Below are 20,965 nucleotides of genomic sequence, written 5' to 3'. Positions count from 1 at the left end.
CATATTATCAAACGACGTCCTGCGGCCTGTACCTACCGGCACCTGTTTGACCAGAAGCGTCAGAAGAAAACTGAACCTGCCTTGTGGAGTGATTAGGAGTGACGGACTGAGACGAATTGAAATCTCCTCCTCGAAACGCCGATTCGCCACCAGGTGACTGCGGCGCGCGAGGCCTACCAGACGCAGGATCCCGTCCGACCTGACCAAAGCCAGAGTAAGGAGAGAATTGGCCGAGCGTGCCCTGGAAAAATGCAGCCGCCATAGGTGGCGCAGTAATGATTAGGGTACTCAATACCAAACCGATACCACCCTGCTGCAATGACATGCTGCCGACGCCCTCAGTTGCACCACCCGACACAGCCCACTTCGCTAAGAACGCGGCACCTACCACAGCGACGACTTTCGTCGCCAAGCCAACCGTGAAGCTAAGCACCCCCAAGGAGAACACCGTGCCGATCCCATAAGTCAACCACTTTTGGAACAATGACTTTGTGGCATCAAATAGCAGGCAAAGAATGAACAATGGCCCAAAGCCGATGAACAGTGCCATTGCCAACTTGTTCAGCAACAACAACGAGCCGCCCACGATTCCAGGACCAGCCATTCCGATCCCACTGAACAACCTCGCGCGATCCTTCTCCTTCTCGATGTCCGGATTACCAGCACTGTCGATCTGATCGATACTTGTCATGGCGATCTGCATCATCGCCAGATTGTCGTCGATTGCCTCATAGGGACTCTGTGAGCTACCGGTCACCGTGTAAACGATCGCGCTGCTCAGTCCATCGGTCAGCCTCCAATACAGTCCTTTCATTCCTTCAGGCCGAGCCGCAGCCACCATGCTCATGGCCACACCAATGATCAGCGCCGACCGCAACGACTTGACGACCAACTCCATGGCCGACTCGCGCGATTGACCAGTCGCAACTTGGTAGCCCTTGAACAGAATCCAAAGCGTCAACGCGCTCAGCGCGGTCACTGCAACCCAATCGGACATGCGAATGAGCAATGACCACTGGAAGTAGTCGATTTCATCTCGCAGAAAATTGTTGATGGCTTTGAAGAACTCGTAATTAGCGTAATTCTGCAAGAAATTCATGACCGCTCCATAATGCCATGCTCATCACTGAGCCAAACCGCCATCAAGCCACTTTTAACCAAGCAGCACTTAACACAGACTAATTCTCAATACTCAAAGACTTATAGTCACCATCAGGCTTTTTCGACTTAGCCAACTCCAGTGCCCCTTTCATCACTGCTCCAGCGGCGATCGTCTGGGCCAGGTCGCTAAGGCCGGCAAACGCATCGAACAAGCTGCCACCTCCACCAGTATTGGTGGCGGAAGGCGCTTTCTTGCCGCGCATAGCAGCCCAACCACCAGCTGACTGCACTTGGGTCAGGTAGGACAAGCGCTTCTCGTAGGCAAACATCGCTGCTTCCATCTGCTGACGATCGATATCCATCAGCGCCCGCAACGCGATCAGCTTGTTCGTGTTGTCTTCCAGCAAGCCGATCTGGTTCGTGCTGATTTTCGCACGCTGCTGTTCCAGATCGCGCAGGCGCTGCAACCGCTTTTCGGTGATGTCGTACATCGCCACCATGTAATTGAACTGCGAGTTACGCGTACGCTGGATCAATTCGCAGGTCTGCTGCTGTTCAGTTGACACGGGAGTGCCAGCAGTCTTGCTAGCACAATCGGACACACCGTAGTTGTCGTCGACCTTGACCAGCTTTTCCTTCGGCTTGTCGACCTCATCGCCACTGGACTTCTGTTTCTCGGCCTTGCCGACCTCGTTATCCCCGCGGATCTTGTCCAGCTTCTGATCCAGCGTCTTTGTATTGGCTTTATTCTCGTCAATTTGCGTCTTATCGATCACTTTCCACTGCGCAAAAGCAGTAGCGGGCAACAGCGTGAGCAGCGCAATTGCAGCAACGACACCTGTACGGCTAAAGACTTTCGTCATCTTATCCATAAACACCTCAACACAGATCTTGTAGAAGATTGCCACGCGTGACTGGGCGAAGCGGTCAGCTGACCGCCGCCGCCCCCCGATTATCCGAAGACACCGACCTCGCAGGACCCGATTTTCCGGAGCCCTTGCGACGTGCGTAGAACTCGTTCAACCACTGCTCGGGCGTCAGATCGTCCGGCGCGACGCCGTGCTCCTTGGCCTTGCGCTCCAGCACCTGGTGCATGATTTCGATATTGTCGGTCGACGCCGAGATGACCGACAGCGCATCGTCCATGCCGCGCAGATTGAGCTGGCACACCGACGATCCATGGCCCTGCTTGACCAGGAAGCAGCGCGAGCGCTCGTCCAGGCTGACCACGACCTGGTACTCGGCCTCGGTGAGCTTGAGGCCGTCCATGTAGTCTTCCTTGCTGGCATTGGGATTGGGCAGCAGGATCATCGTCGCGGTCTGTTCGACCAGCGCCGCGGAAATGTCGCTGGCAAGCGCATCCTCCGGGCTCTGGGTGGCGAAGATACCCAGGCCGTTCTGTTTACGGATGGTCTTCTGCTTGTTCTTGGCGAATTCCTTCAGGCCGCCCTTGCCATCGAGGATCTTCCAGAACTCGTCCATCACGTAGATGAGCGGCCGGCCGTCGATCAGGGCTTCCAGCCGATGCAGCAGATAGTTGATGACCGGAACCCGCACTTCCGGATTGTCGATGACGTCGGTGTAGTCGAAGCCGATGATGCTGGCCTTCTCCAGGTCGATCGTATCGACCGGATTGTCGAACACCCAGCCGTGCGAGTTGCCGGCCGTCCACTTGCGCATGCGCGCGTACAGACCGTCGTCGCCCATGTTGGGCAGGCTCTTGCGGAAGTTGGTCATGCTGCGCAGATGCATAGGCGTGTCGAGCATGCCCTCCACGCCGCGGAAGATGTCCTCCTCCTCGCGCGAGGTGTACTCGATCTTGCCTGCGAGGACCTTGATCAGGTCGGCCAGGAACTGCACGTTCGCCTCGGTGCGCTCGCACTGGAACGGGTTGAAGCCGGTGGGCTTGCCGTTCTCCAGCGCCAGGTAATTGCCACCGCAGGCACGCACGAAGATCTCGGCACCGCGGTCCTTGTCGAAGAAGAAAATGGTGGGAATCGGATCGAACTTCTGCACCTGGCTGAGCAGGAAGTTGATCAACGCGGTCTTACCGGTACCGGACTTGCCGATCACCATGGTATTGGCGATCGCCTTCTCGCCGAGCGAGTTCTCCGCCGGATGCGTCGCGTGGAAATTGAAGTAGTACGGCTGGCCGTTGGTGGTCTGCAAGGTGGTGACGCACTCGCCCCACGGATTGTTCTCGCGCTTGCCCTGGGCGAAGTTGTGCAGCGGCGACAGACCGAGGAAGTTCAGTGAGCTGACATTGGCGATACGCGTGCGGTAGCGCCAGTTGCCAGGCAACTGCGCGTAAAAGGAGGAAGCGACCGCCAGATCCTCCTTGGTCGAGACGAAACCGGCATTGGACAGTTCCGCGCGGGTGGTCGCCACCTGCTGCGAAAGCTTCTCCTGCGTATCGGCGTAGATGGCAATGGTGAAGTGATATTCGCCCAGAACGAAGTTGCCAGACGACAACTGATCCATCGCCAGGTCTAGCTCGTGGATCTGGCTGACCGCCTTGTCGCCGGAGGACACCATCATGCCCTTGGTGCGATCGAGCACCTTCAGTGCATCGTGCCGTCCCATCGGGCTGAAGGAGTGGGTCACCACATACTCGAAGTCGAGATACTTCAGGCCATTGAGGATGCCGGGATAGGTTCCGTCGGTGTACTCCTTGATGTTCAGAATGGCACCGAAATGATTGACACCCTCCGGGGTCTTGATCACGAAGTCGCCGGTCTTGTTGGCGAACATGTGCTTGCTGACCGGCAGATAGGCGGGCACCGGCGCCTGCAGCACCGGTACCGGCTCGTCGATGCGATTGATCAGATAACCGAAGAACTCCAGCGTCTCGGAGAACACCACGCCATTGCTGGCCTCGTACATGCTAAGCCGGTACGGCGAATAATCCTTCAGCACGGCTTCGACGTTGCCTGCCAGTTCGAGAACCTTGGCGATCGCCTGGTCCTGCTCGGACTGCAACTGCGGAATGCTCGACGACTTGTCCATGAGACGCTTACCTGTCACCACCGGGCGATAGATCATGGTCATGTACAACTCGTTCTGCATGATCTTCTGCGACGACAAGGCGCCGTAATACTGGTCCGACAAATCCTGGTTGAAGGCCTGCTGGAACTTGCCCTCGTTCTTGATGCGACGACGGCGGCGCACATCGTGCACCCAGAACGCCACATTGGCGAAATCCGGAGCACGCAGCGTCTGCAGCATGCGATTGAAGGTGTTGTGACGGTGTTCGATCTCCCACTCTTCGCGGCCCACGAACGGAAGCCCGCCCAAGTGCCAGACCAGCATGAAATCTCCTCCCGTCGTCTTCAGCACGGACGGCGCCACATGCGTGGAGATGGAAATGAACTCGCTGATCGAAGTATCCGGGATGAACATAATGAAGTGACTCAGAATCCGTTTCGTCTTGCCAAGGCCCGGCGCGCATACCCCGGGAACTGCCGACCTCGCTCAGACAAGCCATCGCGCGTCGACACGAAAAACCGAACAACCCCATGCACGACACAGGCGTCGTGCATGGGGTCGAGACCCGATGCCGGATTCCAAGCTAGCGCTTGGCGCCCGGCACCTCTTTCCTGTACTCATTCGGCGAGAACACCCACATGCCGGAATAGCGCTGCAGGTTGCGCACGCGCATCCGCATCATCCAGCGTAACCCGAGCATGCGGAAGATCATCTCGTCTCGCTTGGTCATCTGCTGCATGACGAAGACGATGACCGGAATGAGCAGCAGCAGCCACATATCGAAATAGATACCCATCAGGAAGCCGCCACCCGCGCCGATGAAAAACGGGATGTACGGCACCCCGAAAAACATCGCCGGTCGGGTGCAACCCCGGAAAAGCACGTTCTTATGCATAGTGCAGAACGTGCTGGATCATATCGATCGCCGCAGTGGCCGTGCACTGCTTCTGGCCGGTGTCGCCGATCAGCATCTTGGCCAACTGGCCGGCCGCGCCGATCAGCACGCCACCTAGCAGCACCGGCGCCACTTCGGAAACGCGCTTATGCGCAAACGCGATCTGGTAGCCGGCGAAGACGACCGCGATCGTCACCACCACGATGGACGCCATGTTCAGGATATTGTTGGTCTTGCCGAGGAAGTTGCAGACCTTGGTATCGGCACCGGCATAGTCCTGCGCCATCGCGAAGCTGGACGCGAGCAGGGCCACGGTGAACACCGCCGCCTGCAACGCCGCCGTGCCGATGACCTTGGCGTTCGACTTCATCTGATTGTTCTTGAACATCGTGAGTATCTCCTTGACTGGAAAACAGGGGGTGATCAAAAAGCCATTTGCATGGCCGCGCTACTGCATCTGGCTAGAATACGAAGGCCCCGTCGCCAGGCGTCGGCGGCGGCGTACTTGCGCCAGGAACGGTCGCTCCCGCCACGGCCTGAGGCGCGTGTGCGGAAACGTGCGGAGCTGGGGACGCTCCGCCACCTGCAGGAACCGCCACTCCTTTGCCGGCGCCTGTAGGTCGTATTACGTAGAGATCGGAATCTGCAGCGGACAGTTGCGCCGCTGGTGCGGCCGCAACTGTCCCAGCGGTCTGCTGCGTTGGCGCCGCGACGGCAGCCTGAGGGCGCAGAGATGGCTGACCTTGCGCGGCCAGGCCGCTGGCAAGCTGGTTCGCCGCCGCGTCGATGCGCCGCGACACGATCGAATCGACTTCGCGCACCGCCGCGGCCTTCACCGAGTCGTTGAGCGCACGACGCACGCTTCCGGCCGGGATCACCGGGATCGCACCAGCGGTGGACGCGGCGAGCGCCCTGCCCTGGTTGATCGACGCGTAGACCTTCTGCACGTAACCGTGGCGGTACCCGGTCTCGAAGTTTCCGGAGTAGTAACAGCTGAACGACTTGCCCCAGTTACCGCCGGAGCGGCTATAGCACTCGGCCAGGATCTTCGAGGCGGCCTGCAGATTGGGACAGGTCTTGAATGCTTTTTCGTAGGTATCCAGGCCGTACTTGATCAGGTTGTAGCGGTTGACCTGCCCGAGACCGAGGGAGAAATTGTAGCCCTTCTCTTCCAGCATCCGCGCCGTGGCCACCGCTTCGGACAGGTTCTGCGGCTGGCGCACCAGGCGACCACCGACCACACCGATCGCAAACGGATTGTGCGACGACTCGACGCGCACAACGTGCTGCATGACTTCAGCCGGAACCGCCATTTCGGGACAGCTGAGTAGTTCCATGCCTGGCAACATGCCGTGGTTACTCCCTATGCATCGACGTCGTGGCAAATCGCCCAGAACGCCGCAGATGTCGCAAATCAATCGTGTTGGAAGAAAAATTCAAAGTCAATCGGCGCCGCTTCGCCCTATCACCTTAATGAACATATTCATCCCCCGCCCGACTGCATGCGTTCCGGATCGAAATCGATACCGGTGATATAGCGCCGGCCCGCGTGCGATTTGATGTGGACAACGATGTCGATGGTCATCATCAACAACCGCTTGATGACGGCGAACTCCAGGCCCGACCCTTCGGCCGACGCCTTGACCATCAGCGCCAACTGATCCCAGGTCTGCCCGATGCTGCCAGCATGACAGCTGGTGATGGAACCGGGATGACCGGAAGCGCAGTTGCGGATGAAGTAGAACGACTCGTCGCCGCGCAACTCCGCAAGAATGATGCGGTCGGGCTTCATGCGCAGGCATGCTTCCATGCAGCTCTTCGCGGTGACGTTGCTCGTGCTTTGTCCGCCTTTCGAGTAGAGCAAATGCACGGAATTGGGTTGGCTGATGAAGAGCTCGCGCGCGTCCTCGATCGTCACCAGCCGCTCTTCGTGCGGGATGTGATTCACCAGCGACTTCATGAAGGTGGTCTTGCCGCTACCGGTGGCGCCGGCAACGACGACGTTCTTCTTGAACAGCACCGCCTTCTTGAAGAACTCGGCGTAATCGCGCTGCCGCCGCAGCTCGAGAAGCTCGCGATCCTGCTCGCTCAGACCCGACTGCACCTCCAGGATCTCCTGGAAGAAGCCGTCTTCCTTGTACTGCTCCAGGGTCTTGGTGTGCTTGGACGGCAGACGGATGGTGATCGACACCTTGCCGGCGTCGCAGGCCGGCGGGATCACGAACTGCGCGCGCTGTCCGGTGGGAAAGGTCAACGACACCACCGGATCGGCATCGGTGATGCGCTGGCCGGTATTGCTCTCGTTGACCACCGCCGTACAGAACTGCCGCGCGCGATCGAACGTCAGCGACGGGATATCCATCCGCTGCCAGCCACGCAGGGTCTCCAGGTACAGCTCGCCAGGACGGTTGATGCAGATTTCCGTCACGTCCGGCGAGTTGAGGTAATCCAGGATGCCCAGTACCGAGTACTGGTAATCCAGGAAGTCCGTGGAGATCTGCGCGGTCGGAGAGTCGTCGAACGTCACGTCGCTGTCTCGATCTCTGTCAACGCGGCAGCACGGCCGTGAAGTCGACGTCCTTGGCGACGTAGACGTTCACGATGGTGCCCTGGTTGATGGTCACGGTGGCGGGACGGCGGCGATCCAGGGCCTGGTCGGCCAGACGCTGGATGGACTGCGCCGTGTTGCTCTCGTACGGCTGCTCGGTGACGATGCCGGAATTGAGGCCGGTCGTCGTGGTCTTCGGGCCATGCTCGGCCGCCGCCCACTTGAAGGCGTCGCTGAGCAAGCTGATCATCAGCGCGGACGAGATGCGGCTCGCCCAATGCGCACTGTATTGACCCGGGTGGCCGGCGCTGCCGAGGTTGTCGACGCCGGGACCAACCAGGGTCACATCGATGCCGGTAGGGGTGGTGATGCGATCCCAGACCACCTGCATGCGCGGGCCGGTCGGTTCCCCGGGACCGTACTGGCCGAGGATCTTCGATCCCTTCGGCAGCAACAGGCGGCGGCCGTTGATGGAGTACACCGGCTCGGTGATGATGCAGGAGGTGAAGCCGGGGAAATCGGTGATGATCCGCGTTTCCAGCACGCAGCGGATGTAAGTGCCACGCACCAGCAGACCGTCCGGGTTGGCGATCGGCTTGGCAGAGGTCTCCTGCTCCTGCTGCATCGGCGCGCCACCCTGCTCCTGTCCCGGCATCATGCCACCCAGGCCCTGGCCACCGGCGTCCTGTTGCAGGCCGGCCATGCGCCGCTCCAGCAAGGACGGCCCACGCTCCTGTCGCGGAGCCGACTGCGTCTGCGTGTCGGTATCGGTGGGCATCGGCGGCAACGGCGGCAGACTCGGTTGCTCGGCCAGTGGCACCGGCTCGGCCGGCTGCACCGGTGGAGGCGCCGCGGTCTGCGGCAACGCAGGCGCCACCACCGCTTCCTGGCGCGGCTTCGGTGCCGGCTCAGGCGTGCTGCTGCCGCTCACCAGCCAGAAGATCGCAAGGATCAACAGCGCGGCGATGCCGCCCAGGAACACCAGCGCCTTGCGATTGAGCTTCTTCAGATCGCTGGAGCGGAGCACCGGCTCATTGGCGTCCAGATCCGGGTCAGCGGTCTGCTGCTGGCGAGCGAAATAGGGATTCTCGCGCGGCGCATCGTCCGCATGCGGGGAACGCGGCTGACCGTGGTCGTTGCCGTAGTTTTCGTCAGACGGGGGTAGATTCGAGTTCACTTTTGCTTGTTCCTACGCAAGCCGACAACATTCTTGCCGTGGCGGATGACCAGGAAGGGATAGGTCCCATGGACAATCAGGGTGTTGCCCTCGACTGTCGTATTGACCAGGAAATCCTCATCGCTCTCCTTCTCGCGACCGAACACCGCCGGGAAGTTGCCAGTGGGGAAACGCGTCAGATCCATTTTGATGTAGGTGAACTTGCCATCGTCGTAGACGCTGCTCGGCACGATCCACATTTGCTTGGAACGCGTGGAATAGTCGTAGTCGAAGTAGTAATGACGATCCTTGGTCAAGCGCGTGTCGAGCTGCGACTCGTCCTTCACCTCGTCGCTGGCGGCGGCAAAGCTGGTGTCCTTCGGATAGGTGAAGGTCACTTTGTACTGCACGCCGGCCTGCTTGGCCTGCTCCAGCCGCTGCCAATCCGTCGCTACCACCTTCAATTCGAGGATGTAGGAGTGGGTGGCGGTGCGGATCATCATGTTGGTATCGACGTCGACGTTCTTCGGCTTCAGGTAGAAGACGTTCTCGCGACGGCTGAGTTCCCAGCCACTGGTGAAACCGGTGCTGTAATCGAGGATCTTCTCGTTCGGGCTCAGTTCGATCTGGGTGGTGATGCCCAGGCCGGTACGCACCTGATAGATCTTGTCAGGCTCGTACTCGTACTGCTGAACCACCTGGGCCGATGCAATCGGCGCGAACAGACCCAGAGCCAGCAACGCAAGATGCGCCGAACCGGTTTTCGTCAGGAAACTCATCGAACGTTCGCTCCATTACCGTTGTGCTGAGGTGCAACGTTGGGTGCAGGGGCTGCCGCAGCCGGCTGCGCCCCTGGATAGACAGGCGCACTCGCCGGATTGGCCATCGGCGCCGGCTGCGTGGCCGGCACCGTACCGTTCGCGCCTGGTGCCGTCGGCTGACCTGGCATCCGCTGCATCGGCACTTCGCCCGCCGCTCCCGGCATCTGCGCGGCCGCAGGCTGCTGAACCGCGCCGGTCTCAGGAGCCTGCACGGCCGACGAAGGTGGCACTGGCATGGCCGAGTAGTCGTTGTCGACCCGGTAATCGGTCACCTGGAACCCCAACGGATTCTGCACCCGCAGTTCGTCGTCCATGGCCAGATTGCTGTTGTACTTGAAGCCGATAATGGCGAACTTGTTGTCGAGGAACGTGGATTGCCCCGTCTTCTTGTCATAAATGCTGCGCTGGAAGCGCACGTTCGCGCCTGTATACGGTTTATTGCCCCCGCCGAGCAGGTTCATGCTCAGAATCTTGACCCGAATCGACCGCGCCTTGCCATAGGTGTAATACGGGGCCGAGGGATTGTTGGGTGCGTGCAGATTGAAGTACTCGGCACCCACCGCGGTGTCCCGCGGCGCCATCGAGAACACCGTATTCCAGTCGTTGAGCCCCATCATCTCCGAATCGTAGGACTCACGTGCGGTGATGAAGCGCGCCACGTTGCTCTTGGCCAGCGCTTCGCTGTTGGTGACACTCTGCACATCGCCGCTGTTGCGCAATACCGTCACCGAGGAATTGCCGGTATACGCATCCGCCATCACCAGATACGGCACCTTCTCCTTCAGCGGCAGCATGTAGTAGTAACCGCCGCCCAACAGCAGGCACATGATGATCGCGCCGAAGGCGACCCACCACGCACGGCGCTCGCTGCGGCGAGCCAGATCAGCAATGCTGATTTCGTAGTTGACCGCCTTCGCTACCGCTTTGTTGACGTTTTCGCTTTCGACCGGCTTTTTACCGAACATCAGACTTCACCAGGTTTCGTAATGTGGCTGTCGGCGCGCAGCGTGCAGGCCGACGGTGACGTCACTTCGCGCTGCCGCTGGCTGCCGGCGCGCCGCTCAGCGACGACGACGGCTGCACCAGGATGCGATTGCCCGCCGCGGTCACGCTCAGCCCTTCCTGCGCATAGACCACGCTCAGCTCGGCGACCGCCTGCTGGATGCTGGTGGTGTTGATCTTGGCGACCGGGGCATACAGCGTGTAATCGGACTGGATGCCGTAGGACAGTTGCATGTTCGAATCCTTGGCCCAGCGCTCGAGCATCGTCTTGAGCGTGCCGTCCATCGGGATCGCCTGATACACGTACGACGAGTACAGCGGGATCTCCATGGTCGACTCGGAGAAACGGTTGACCGGCTTCCACTTGCCACGGAAATCGGGTGCCGGCCTGGTTGCACAGGCACTCAACAGCGCGACGGCACTCAACGTAGCGATCAGCCGAAACATATGCGTTCTTTTCACGCGAGCCTCTGAATTGCGGAAACGTATAGAGAGCGGGCGGCGCGCAGGCGGCCCACTGCTGGATGGCGAAGTTCGACGCGACGGCACGACACGCGCGTCGCGGCAAGGAAGGCGCCGGAAACGGCGCGGGCACGGATCTGCTGCAGACAACGGGACGTATCCGAGGCCGCGCGATCAGCGCCGAAGAAAACGGAATTTGACAGCAAACCTTCCATGTCACCCCTTACGTGCGCCGTTCGGCCCACGCCCCTGTTCCTGTTTCTGTTACCAACGCACCGCCATACTCGCGAGAATGTGCCGCAGGGGCATGCCCACGTCAAGCATTTGGCAAAAAAACGTTCAAATGATAAATACGCCCAAAAAATAGGTGTTTTTCGTCACACTTTCATATCGAGAGCGTCGGAATATCGACTTTGGGACGCAGCCGCGCGGTGAAGTAGCGATCCTTGTAGTACTTGATCTTGTCGCACTTCACCGGATGCGGAATGCCCTCGTACAAGAACACCTCTTGATCGTTGCCCATCGCCTTCAACTCTTGCGGCAGCATCAGCGCCCGCTTCTCCTCCGACACGCTTCGGGTCACATCCTTGCCGCGGGTGACGTTCTTCTTGCGGAAGGTGGTGTAGCCGAGCATCTCGGAGTAGTCGTTGGCATCCTGCTGCTCGCGCGGAGCGTAGAGAATCTGCAGTGCATGATTCGTGATGATGGTCCGCGAGATGTCCTTGCCATAGGTGGCATCGAGCTGGGCCATGCTCTGGATGATCGGCAGAAGGCGGACATTGTAGCCAGCCATATATGACACTGCCGAGGCGATGATGTCGACCTTGCCGATCGCGGTGAACTCGTCCATCAGCAGCAGGCACTGATACTTCAGCGCCGGATTGCTCTTGGGCAGCTCCTTGGTGTTGAGGTTGATGATCTGGCTGAAGAACAGGTTGATGATCAGGCGGCTCTCGGCCAGCTTGTTGGGCTGGATCCCGATGTAGATGGTCATCTTCTTCTTGCGCAGGTCGGTCAGCAGGAAGTCGTTGTCGCTGGTGGCCGCATCCAGCACCGGATTGATCCAGGCATTGAGCGGCTCCTTGAGCGTGCCCATGATCGAGGCGAAGGTCTCGTCCGCCTGCGACAGCAGATTGGAGAACGCCGACTTGGCATTGCCGCTGAGGAAACGCCGCTCCGACAGCGACTTCAGGTACTTCTTCAGGTCGGTGCCGTCGCCGGACGACAGGCGGTAGATCGCGCCCAGCGTCGGCGTGCCGAGCCCGCCGGGGAAGCCGATGTTGCGCTCGTCGTCCCAGTTCTCGAACAGGTACAGCGAGAACGCCATGAACGCATTGCGCGCCTGGCTGACCCAGAACTTCTGGTCGTCGGAGCCATCCGGATACAACATGGCGGCGATGCTCATCAGGTCCGAGACGCGGAACGCCGGATCGTCGGAAACATAGCTGAGCGGATTCCAGCGATGGGTGCGACGGTCCTCGGCGAACGGATTGAACAGGAACACCTCCTGGCCCTGGCTGGCGCGCCAGCCACTGGTCAGATCGAAGTTCTCCTGCTTGATGTCCAGGACGACCACCGATTCCTGGTACTCCAGCAGGTTCGGAATGACCACGCCGACGCCCTTGCCCGACCGGGTCGGGGCCGCCAGGATCACGAACTGCTGGCCACTGAGGCGCACCAGCTTGCCGCGGAACTTGCCGACCACGATGCCGTCGCCGCTGGTCTTGAACAGCCCATGCTTGGACAGGTCGGCCGCGCCGGCGAAGCGCGCGTCGCCATGCAGGCTGCGCTTGGGCGGCTTGAACATCAGCACCAGGATCAGCAGGGCCACCAGGCCGGGCAAGCCGAAGCCGAGGTAGCCGGCCCATTTGATCTTGCCGACGTACGGAGCCACCTCCGGCAAGCCGATGGCGTGAACGTACTGGTAGTAGGTGCCAAGCCCGAACATCCGCGTGTCCAGCTTCAGCAGCAGCAGGACCAGGTAGCCGGACAGGAAATAGCCGCAGACGGCCGTGAGCACGACGACGAGCGCCGCCGCAACGAGTTTACGATTCGACAAGCCCTATCCTCCCTGATCCATCCTGGCCGACATTCTAGAGCGAGTTCCGTGCTTTGAGAGGAGTTGCGTCGGTGGTGTGCGCGGCAGGAGGACCTGCAAGCACGGCATCGACCGGAAACGGCGCTTGGCCAGGGAGGTCAGCCCGTCACAAGCGCCAGGCCCCAGATGGCGTCTGCGCAATGCCCGGGACTCCGGCATGTTCTGCGGAGCGATCGCTACCGGCGGGTTTTCGCCCGCCCAGACGTGCATGGCGCGCTAGCGACGCTGCCGCGTGCTCGGCTTGTTCCGCGAGGGCTTCTTTTCCGCGCTGACCGCGTCCCGATCGCGCTCGATCAGGGTGTCCAGGAAGACACGCGCCTCGTCCCACGACATGTCGTGCGGATCCACCCGCGCACCGCCGTCGGTGGTGACCGTATAGCCCACCACGTTGGCCGGGCTGTAGTCCGGCTCCCGGGTCAACGCCACGAGCTGGTAGCGTCCTTTGACTTGCACCGTATGATGGTATTCCACCATGCGCCTGGCCTCCTCGCCTGATCGTCCGTTCGGATGCTAAAGCAAGCCCGGCCGCGCGGCCAGCATCCGAACGCACCCGGTGGCGTGAGCGCAGACACAAAAAAGCCGGCGTCTGCCGGCTTTGTCGTTTCCACGTTCGCTTCTTCGCGTCGTGGTGGGCGGTACAGGGTTCGAACCTGTGACCCCTACCATGTCAAGGTAGTGCTCTACCGCTGAGCTAACCGCCCTTCTCTGCCGCGGCGCACCGCTGCAGGGGCGCGAATCTTAGCCCACCTGGCGGACAAGAACAATACCCACCTTCCGATCGGGCGCCGCTGCGGCCCGCCTAGCCGACCAGACTGGCGTCGCGCAGCTTCTTGATCTGGTCGCGCACCCGCGCCGCATCCTCGAACTCCAGGTCCCGCGCGTGCTGGTACATCTCCTGCTCCAGCGCTTTGAGCCGCGCGGCGATCTCCGCTGGCGCCAGCGCCCGGTAGTCGGCCGGCTCTTCCGCGACCCGGCGCGCCTTGCCCTTGCCTTTGCCTTTGCCCGACTTGGCCTCGGTCGCGTCCTCGCGCGCGCCCTCCAGGATGTCCACGATCGGGCGCGCCACCGACTTCGGGACAATCCCGTATTCCAGGTTGTACTCCACCTGCTTCTCGCGGCGGCGCCCGGTTTCGTCGATCGCGGCCTGCATCGAACGCGTCATCTTGTCCGCGTAGAGGATGGCCTTGCCGCGCAGGTTGCGCGCGGCACGGCCGATGGTCTGGATCAACGAGCCGGTGGAGCGCAGGAAGCCTTCCTTGTCGGCATCGAGGATCGCGACCAAAGAGACCTCCGGCATGTCCAGGCCCTCGCGCAGCAGGTTGATGCCGACCAGCACGTCGAACTTGCCCAAGCGCAGGTCGCGGATGATCTCCACGCGCTCGACCGTGTCGATGTCCGAGTGCAGGTAGCGCACCTTCACCCCGTGCTCGCCCAGATACTCGGTGAGGTTCTCGGCCATGCGCTTGGTCAGCGTAGTGACCAGGACGCGGTCGCCATCGGCCACGCGCAGGTTGATCTCCGACAGCAGATCATCGACTTGGGTCGCCACCGGCCGGATCTCCACTTCCGGATCGATCAGCCCGGTCGGGCGCACCACCAGTTCGGTGATCTCGCCGGCCGACTCGCGCAACTCGTAGGGCCCCGGCGTGGCCGAGACATAGATGCTGCGCGGCGAGCGCGCCTCCCATTCCTCGAAGCGCAGCGGCCGGTTGTCCAGCGCCGACGGCAGGCGGAAACCGAATTCCACCAGGGTTTCCTTGCGCGAGCGGTCGCCTTTGTACATCGCGCCGATCTGCGGCACGGTGACGTGCGACTCGTCCACCACCAGCAAGGCGTCCGGCGGCAGGTAGTCGAACAGGGTCGGCGGCGGTTCGCCCGGCGCCTTGCCGGTCAGATGCCGCGAGTAGTTCTCGATGCCGTTGCAAAAGCCGACCTCGGCCATCATTTCCAGGTCGAACTGGGTACGCTGCGCCAGCCGCTGCGCCTCGACCAGCTTGTTCTGCGCGTACAGTTGCTCAAGCCGATCCTTCAGCTCCAGCTTGATCGTGTCCACCGCGCTGAGCGTGCGCTCGCGGGTGGTGGCGTAGTGGGTCTTGGGATAGATCGTGTAGCGCTGCAGCTTGCGCAGCGTCTCGCCTGTCAGCGGATCGAACAGGGTCAGCTGCTCCACGTCGCCGTCGAACAGTTCGATGCGCAAGGCCTCGCTGTCGGATTCGGCCGGGAACACATCGATGACCTCGCCGCGTACGCGGAAACTGCCGCGGTGCAATTCGTACTCGTTGCGGGTGTACTGCAGGTCGGTCAGGTGGCGGATCAACTGGCGCTGCTCCACGTGCTCGCCGATCGACAGGATCAGCCGCAGCGACAGGTAGTCCTCCGGCGCACCCAGGCCGTAGATCGCCGAGACCGTCGCCACCACCAGCGCATCGCGCCGCGACAGCAGGGTCTTGGTCGCGGCCAGGCGCATCTGCTCGATGTGCTCGTTGATCGAACTGTCCTTCTCGATGAAGGTGTCCGAGGACGGCACGTAGGCCTCGGGCTGGTAGTAGTCGTAGTAGCTGACGAAGTACTCGACCGCGTTGTTGGGGAAGAACGCCTTGAATTCGCCGTACAGCTGCGCCGCCAGCGTCTTGTTCGGCGCCATCACCAGGGTCGGCTTCTGGATCGCCTGGACCACGTTGGCGATGGTGTAGGTCTTGCCCGACCCGGTCACGCCGAGCAGGGTCTGCTTGGCCAGGCCGGCCTCGAAGCCGGCCACCAGCTTCTCGATCGCCTGCGGCTGGTCGCCGGCCGGCGAATACGGCGATACGAGTTGGAAACGGTCGGACATGCACAAGCCTCAAGGTGAAGAGCGAGGCCGACAGTGTCGGCCGACCCCGCGCCGGGGAGATTTCCTACATGGGAACGCACAACCCCCTCATTCAAGCCCTGCCGCCCGGCCGCGAGACTGGCGACCTCGCACCGGGAGACGACGGACATGCGGAACGCTGCAGCCAAAGGCTACACATTGCTCGAGGCCATGATCGTGATGGCGGTGATCTGCCTGCTCGCCGGCATCGGCCTGCCGGCGTTCCGGGAACTGCTGGCGAACCAGCGCTTGACGGCGGCCACGCACCAGCTGAGCGCGCACTTCGCCCTGGCACGCAGCAGCGCGATCAGCTTCGGCGTCCCGGTCAGCGCCTGCCCGTCCAACGGGGAAGGCGGCTGCCGCAGCGACAGCGACTGGAGCCACGGCTGGCTGGTGTTCCGCGACCCGGAACGGCAAGGCCAGCCGATCGCGCCGGACAGCATCCTCAGCGAAGGCAGCGCATCGGGCGCCAGCGACCTGGTTCTGCGCTCGAACCAAGGCCGCCCCTCGGTCCGCTTCCTGCCCGATGGGCGCAGCGCCGGCAGCAACCTGACCGTCAACATCTGCGAGCGGGGCCGGTTACGCGCAGCGGTGGTGGTCAACAACACCGGACGCATCCGCACGCGAAAAGCGACCGAACCGATGCCCTGCCGGACGCCTGACTGACGCACAAAAGCAAAGGCCGCGATCGCTCGCGGCCTTTGCGGATTTGGCGCCCGAAGTTGGACTCGAACCAACGACCCCCTGATTAACAGTCAAGTGCTCTAACCGGCTGAGCTATTCGGGCGGGGAGGCGCATTGTATAGAGGCCTCATGCCGACCGCAAGGGGTCAAACCGTGCTTTCCTGACTGCAACTGCGCCCTACCGGCCCAGCTTCACCAGCAGGTGCCCTCGCCAGCGCCGGTGGACGTCGTACGCGTCCCCTTCTGATCGATGCTGAGCGCGCCGCACTGGGTGTCCTTGGCCTGCGGGCTGCCCGTACGAGGCGTCGCGGTCAACTTGAACGCATTCGCAGTCGGAGCGACGCTGAACGAAAGATCATAGAACTGCACCGCATCGCTTGGACACGTCGGCAGCGGCACATTGGCATACGACATCTTGGTCGTGTAGTACCGCTCGATGAGCTGCACCCCCTGCTGCAGACAGACGGACGCGGCCGAGCGGCGTGCCTTGATGACGTGCGACTGATAGCTGGCGAACGCGATCGCCGCCAGAACACCCACGATCGCGACCACGATCATCAGTTCGATCAGGGTGAAGCCGCGCTGCCGGCGGGACGGAAAGGAAGAAAGTCGCATCAATTGTTCCTCAGAAGTTCGCGCCAGGACACGCGCTTCATGCTGAGCGCGCTGCTGTTGGTACCGAGCGTGGTCGTACTCGCGTTATCCAACGCGATCTGCATCTGGTTGCCAATGAAGATCGGACTGTTGGGGCTGCTGTTCAGGCCGATGCCGGAGACAGGGGTGCCATTGAGTGTATCGCCGGTGCTGGATCCGCCGCTGCCGTCCAAGTCGAAGAAGGATTGCGACAGCCGGCCGCCGGTGAACGGGTTGATCGCCATCACGAAGCCCTTGCCGCTGGGGCTGCACACATCGCCCGAATCCGGAATACGCGTGGTCCCGATCAGCGCCGTGCCCTGGAAGAAGTTGGACACCACCATGCGCTCGCCCTGCGGCGTGCCGGGAGGCGACAGCAGGTCCATGTACCAGCCATCCTGCCCGGCGTTGGGCTTGTCCTCGATCACGCGCACGGCAAAGCCGTTGACGGTGCCTTCCTGCAGGATGTTGACCTTGTTCAGAGAGGAACGATTGGAGGGGATGGTGCTGCCGCGGTCGATCAGGCCATACCAACTCTGCACGTCCTTGTTGCCCAGATCGCCGCTGGACAGGTACTTGCCGGTCCCGAAGAACACCCAGGTCAGGCCCGTCGCCGGATCCTTCGCCGCCGTGGGTGCAGCGGTGATCGGTTGCGCCTTGGACGCATAGTTGGCTGAGAACAGCTGGCGCACCGTCCCGGTCGCGCCGGACATGTCGAACCGCCAGACATTTCCATTGAGATCGCCGGCATACAGACGATCGACGATGAAATCGTTGTTGGACGACCAGGCCAAAACACCGGACAGGCCATTGTTGCCGCTCGACCCCGTCGGGATACGGCTGGACGCACCGGTGACGGCATTCACCAGGATGAGATCGGCCGAATCGCCGCTGCTGTTAGGACCGTTGCCGAGCATCGCGTACCACTGGCCGTTGGCGAGCTGCCCGATGATCGGCTTGCCGAGATTGTTGCCCAGTCCGACGAGGTCGGTGGTCGTGGAGGTCTTGTCCCACAGCAGAGTGATGTTGTTGGGATCGGTGACATCCAGCGCGAACATGCCCTTTCCGCCCCGCCCCATGGTGCCGATCAGCACCGAGCGCCAGCTGCCCCCGGAGTAGACGTCCGACACGGTGAGTTCGCCATCCACGTAATACCGGTGCTGGTAGTTCGGATCGGTGTAGTCCAGCAACCCGGTCATCGCCGCTTTCGGCACGAAGGCGAACTTCTCCGCACCGGTGCTGGCATCAAACCCATGCAGCATGCCGTCATTGGCACCGACATAGATCATCGGCGCGCGCGTGGACTTGGCCGCAGCGAAGGATGCATAAGCGCTGGCGCCGTTGAACGTCGCCGTCGTGTACAGCCGTGGATTGGGTGCTCCCACATAGACCGGCTGCGAGTTGACGATGTCGCCAAGGATGCCGCTACGGGTACGCAGGACGCCACCGTTGGCCTTCTCCTGCGAGCGATCGCCACGCAGATAGTTGATCTGGTTCTGCGTTGCAGACGACAACGGCGTTCCGGCGAGCTTGCCGTAGGCGAAATTGTCCAGATTCCCATTCGAGTTGACGAACTTGATCGTCCGGGTATCCCAGGCCGGGAGCTGCGCGCCCGCGCTCCACGCCTGCGTCAGCGCGCCGGTGGTCTGGTTGACGTCGTACGCCACCACATCGCCACGCCAGGTGCCGCTGTAGAACACGGACTGGTACGTCCGCGCGCCCGCTTCAAGCTTGGTCGTATTGCTGGCGAGGGAGGCTGCAGACCCCTTCATCTCCTCCAGGATGCGCTCGAACGCCTGGCGCAGGCTCGCCACCATCTTTTCCGCGTCGGCGGCAAGGTAGTAATTGTCCGGCTTCTTGTAATTGGCATTGCCATTGACGTAGGAGCTGCCGTCCCACCAGGTGGAGTCCGCCAAGGCGCTGATATTGGTCTCCGGATCGTAGCCTTCCGGCACACGGAAACCGCCGTACTTCGTGGTCAGCCAATACTGGTTGGTGCTCGGCGACTTGTAATCGCCATATTCCACAACGTCGACCCAGTGTGTGGAGAGGGTCTGCTTGCCAGGCAAGCCATCGCTGGCGGTGTCGGGACGCAGATCCTTGGTGTGCGCGTCGTAGGCGAGCGCTGCGATGTAGGCGGAGTTCTTGTCGCTGTTGAACTGCGACGTGACCGCGCTGGAGGCGGCGTCGTTGGCAGACTTGCCTTCCTTACGCCAGATCTGGGTCATACGGTCGATGACGCTGACCGAGGTATCGCGGGTCACTTCCGGAGGTGTGGCCGGCTCGCCACTCAGGTTGGTGGTGTTGCCTGGCAGATTCTTGTCCAAATGCGTATTGGTGTCGCCGATACCCAAGATCACATTGATCTGGCAGCGATAGGAAATCGGATCGTTCCACTGAGTGATGACCGGAAAACCATCGGCTTGCTGGTATCGCTGCTGCGCGTTTCCGCTCAACGAAGAGTAGGCCGCGATATTACCCTGGTGTTTGAAATAGCGGATTGCGGCGTAATAGAGCTCACTGACATCGTCGTACGACTTGACGTTCTTGCCGGTATTGAGTTGACCGAACTTGTTCAGATAATTGATGACGCCGCTGTTGACGACCTGATACTGAGGGTCTGTCCCGCCAATCGCCGCGGTCGTTGCTGCAGCGTCGGAAACATCGGGATTTTGATAGATGACGCCAGTCTGCGGATCCCACTCTCGCGCCGCATTCGCAAGCGCTCCCTGATCAGGGTTGTAAGTATATGGCCCGACGAACTTCTGGTTTGCGCGCAAAATACCGCTATCCACGGAAGGATCGTCAGTGTTCTTGTAACCGAAGACACTGTAGCGAATGCGCTTGGAATACTGCTGAATCAACCCCTCCGGCTTATAGCCTCCGTTGGGATAGGCGACGCAGTTGTCCTCGAGATACGAGGCACCCAGACTGGCATCGCAGACCTTGACCCGAACAGACACCTGGAACGTCAGGCTCGTATCCTGGACACAGCCAATGTTCTGAGGGGACGTACAAGGCGAACCGTCAGGCATAAGGTAGCTGCCATCGAGGGCATGCTTGCTAGGGTCGTAGGCGATCGCAGTTCGTGGCGCATTTCCGAGGTTACTTGCGGCGAAATTCATCTTGTTGCCGAGACCATCGATGCGCATCCCGAAGCTTTGCCAGTTGGCCGCCGTTCCACCGGAGATGAGCACCTGGTTGTTGCTTATGAAGCGCCGCGGAAAATTGCCCGTACTGTCGCGATCGGCGATCGCCTTCTCGAGAATGGTCTCAGTCGCGGTATCGCGTACGCGATACCCTCCCGTCAACGCCGAACGAAAAGGATCGATCGTCTGAGTGGCCGCCCAATTCAGGAAATTCCCCGCCCATACGCCGGCCCCGCCACAGGAATAGCTGCCCGGGTTTTTGCCCAGCAGTCCGACCGGATAAAAATAGCGATCAGTTTCTGTATCGCTGTAGTGGTATCTGTAGCACTTGCCGGAATCGAAATAGCCCACGAATTTGGTCGTCGCCGAATACGTATCGGACAAATTCGCCTTACTGATCACCGTCGGGAACTCCACCGATGGCACGAATGCCAGGTTGCCCGGCACGTCGCTGCCCACATACAGCGGCGACTGCGAGACATCCACATCCGCACCGGCGCCGCCGACGGTACCGATGAATAGACCGGCCACCACGGCAAGGAGCCAGTCCCGGTACGTCGTCTTCTTCGCTCGACTGGTCATA

The 20,965-nt window shown here is 61.2% G+C and carries 18 protein-coding genes and 2 tRNA genes; 2 read left to right on the top strand and 18 right to left on the bottom strand.

The features are described 5' to 3' along the window. Positions 1 to 7: 7 nt before the first annotated feature. From CEK66_RS03505 to CEK66_RS03455, 11 genes are all read right to left on the bottom strand, one after another. Positions 8 to 1,099 (bottom strand): type IV secretion system protein, encoded by a 1,092-nt coding sequence (locus tag CEK66_RS03505; RefSeq protein ID WP_017907217.1) that lies wholly within the window; start codon positions 1,097 to 1,099, stop codon positions 8 to 10. A 79-nt stretch (positions 1,100 to 1,178) separates the two neighbouring features. Beyond that, positions 1,179 to 1,964 (bottom strand): hypothetical protein, encoded by a 786-nt coding sequence (locus CEK66_RS03500; protein ID WP_051064752.1) that lies wholly within the window; start codon positions 1,962 to 1,964, stop codon positions 1,179 to 1,181. A gap of 64 nt (positions 1,965 to 2,028) precedes the next feature. Continuing rightward, a complete protein-coding gene (locus tag CEK66_RS03495; protein WP_152235966.1) occupies positions 2,029 to 4,500 on the bottom strand; it encodes a VirB4 family type IV secretion/conjugal transfer ATPase in 2,472 nt (823 codons plus the stop codon). Between the two features lie 169 nt (positions 4,501 to 4,669). Then, positions 4,670 to 4,981, bottom strand: a complete 312-nt coding sequence (locus tag CEK66_RS03490) for a VirB3 family type IV secretion system protein (protein ID WP_010340363.1) — start codon at positions 4,979 to 4,981, stop codon at positions 4,670 to 4,672. Beyond that, positions 4,974 to 5,369, bottom strand: a complete 396-nt coding sequence (locus CEK66_RS03485; RefSeq protein ID WP_017911231.1) for a TrbC/VirB2 family protein — start codon at positions 5,367 to 5,369, stop codon at positions 4,974 to 4,976. The genes CEK66_RS03490 and CEK66_RS03485 overlap by 8 nt, the downstream gene beginning before the upstream one ends. A gap of 73 nt (positions 5,370 to 5,442) precedes the next feature. After that, the gene (locus CEK66_RS03480) at positions 5,443 to 6,318 is read right to left on the bottom strand and encodes a lytic transglycosylase domain-containing protein (protein ID WP_193312564.1); all 876 of its coding nucleotides are present in this window, start codon (positions 6,316 to 6,318) and stop codon (positions 5,443 to 5,445) included. Between the two features lie 146 nt (positions 6,319 to 6,464). Beyond that, positions 6,465 to 7,508: a P-type DNA transfer ATPase VirB11 gene (gene virB11 / locus CEK66_RS03475; protein ID WP_017907223.1), complete on the bottom strand. Its 1,044-nt coding sequence runs from the start codon at positions 7,506 to 7,508 to the stop codon at positions 6,465 to 6,467. Positions 7,509 to 7,527: 19 nt separating this feature from the next. Further along, entirely contained in the window at positions 7,528 to 8,706 is a 1,179-nt protein-coding gene (locus tag CEK66_RS03470) for a TrbI/VirB10 family protein (RefSeq protein WP_152235965.1), read from the bottom strand. After that, positions 8,703 to 9,464 (bottom strand): TrbG/VirB9 family P-type conjugative transfer protein, encoded by a 762-nt coding sequence (locus CEK66_RS03465; protein WP_017911235.1) that lies wholly within the window; start codon positions 9,462 to 9,464, stop codon positions 8,703 to 8,705. The genes CEK66_RS03470 and CEK66_RS03465 overlap by 4 nt, the downstream gene beginning before the upstream one ends. Continuing rightward, complete coding sequence (locus tag CEK66_RS03460; RefSeq protein WP_152235964.1) at positions 9,461 to 10,471, bottom strand: VirB8/TrbF family protein; 1,011 nt, start codon at positions 10,469 to 10,471, stop codon at positions 9,461 to 9,463. Before CEK66_RS03460 ends, CEK66_RS03465 begins: the two co-directional genes overlap by 4 nt. A 61-nt stretch (positions 10,472 to 10,532) precedes the next feature. Beyond that, positions 10,533 to 10,955, bottom strand: a complete 423-nt coding sequence (locus tag CEK66_RS03455; protein WP_017916128.1) for a hypothetical protein — start codon at positions 10,953 to 10,955, stop codon at positions 10,533 to 10,535. Between the two features lie 77 nt (positions 10,956 to 11,032). Here CEK66_RS03455 and CEK66_RS20310 point away from each other — a divergent pair, with 77 nt between their 5' ends. Next, on the top strand, positions 11,033 to 11,170 hold the full coding sequence (locus CEK66_RS20310) for a hypothetical protein (protein ID WP_193312563.1): 138 nt from the start codon (positions 11,033 to 11,035) through the stop codon (positions 11,168 to 11,170). A gap of 185 nt (positions 11,171 to 11,355) precedes the next feature. Here the strand turns inward: CEK66_RS20310 and CEK66_RS03450 are convergent, their stop codons facing one another. The 4 genes from CEK66_RS03450 to uvrB all read right to left on the bottom strand — a co-directional run bounded on the left by CEK66_RS03450 (position 11,356) and on the right by uvrB (position 15,898). Then, positions 11,356 to 13,029 (bottom strand): type IV secretory system conjugative DNA transfer family protein, encoded by a 1,674-nt coding sequence (locus CEK66_RS03450; protein WP_150409464.1) that lies wholly within the window; start codon positions 13,027 to 13,029, stop codon positions 11,356 to 11,358. Positions 13,030 to 13,284: 255 nt separating this feature from the next. Then, positions 13,285 to 13,542: a hypothetical protein gene (locus tag CEK66_RS03445; RefSeq protein ID WP_152235963.1), complete on the bottom strand. Its 258-nt coding sequence runs from the start codon at positions 13,540 to 13,542 to the stop codon at positions 13,285 to 13,287. Positions 13,543 to 13,694: 152 nt separating this feature from the next. After that, positions 13,695 to 13,769 (bottom strand) — tRNA-Val (locus CEK66_RS03440). A gap of 98 nt (positions 13,770 to 13,867) precedes the next feature. Continuing rightward, complete coding sequence (gene uvrB, locus CEK66_RS03435; protein ID WP_152235962.1) at positions 13,868 to 15,898, bottom strand: excinuclease ABC subunit UvrB; 2,031 nt, start codon at positions 15,896 to 15,898, stop codon at positions 13,868 to 13,870. 33 nt (positions 15,899 to 15,931) lie between these two features. Here uvrB and CEK66_RS03430 point away from each other — a divergent pair, with 33 nt between their 5' ends. Then, the gene (locus CEK66_RS03430; protein ID WP_226978481.1) at positions 15,932 to 16,582 is read left to right on the top strand and encodes a Tfp pilus assembly protein FimT/FimU; all 651 of its coding nucleotides are present in this window, start codon (positions 15,932 to 15,934) and stop codon (positions 16,580 to 16,582) included. 44 nt (positions 16,583 to 16,626) lie between these two features. Here CEK66_RS03430 and CEK66_RS03425 read toward each other — a convergent pair. The 3 genes from CEK66_RS03425 to CEK66_RS03415 all read right to left on the bottom strand — a co-directional run bounded on the left by CEK66_RS03425 (position 16,627) and on the right by CEK66_RS03415 (position 20,964). Next, positions 16,627 to 16,703: transfer RNA gene (locus CEK66_RS03425), tRNA-Asn, on the bottom strand. A gap of 89 nt (positions 16,704 to 16,792) precedes the next feature. Continuing rightward, entirely contained in the window at positions 16,793 to 17,215 is a 423-nt protein-coding gene (locus CEK66_RS03420) for a type IV pilin protein (protein WP_152235961.1), read from the bottom strand. Next, complete coding sequence (locus tag CEK66_RS03415) at positions 17,215 to 20,964, bottom strand: pilus assembly protein (RefSeq protein ID WP_152235960.1); 3,750 nt, start codon at positions 20,962 to 20,964, stop codon at positions 17,215 to 17,217. The genes CEK66_RS03420 and CEK66_RS03415 overlap by 1 nt, the downstream gene beginning before the upstream one ends. Between the last annotated feature and the right edge of the window lies 1 nt (position 20,965).

It is taken from the genome of Xanthomonas sp. LMG 12460 (assembly GCF_009192895.1).
Lineage (GTDB): Bacteria > Pseudomonadota > Gammaproteobacteria > Xanthomonadales > Xanthomonadaceae > Xanthomonas_A > Xanthomonas_A sontii.
Note: the sequence above shows the minus strand (reverse complement) of the source record. Positions and strands in the feature narration are given on the sequence as shown.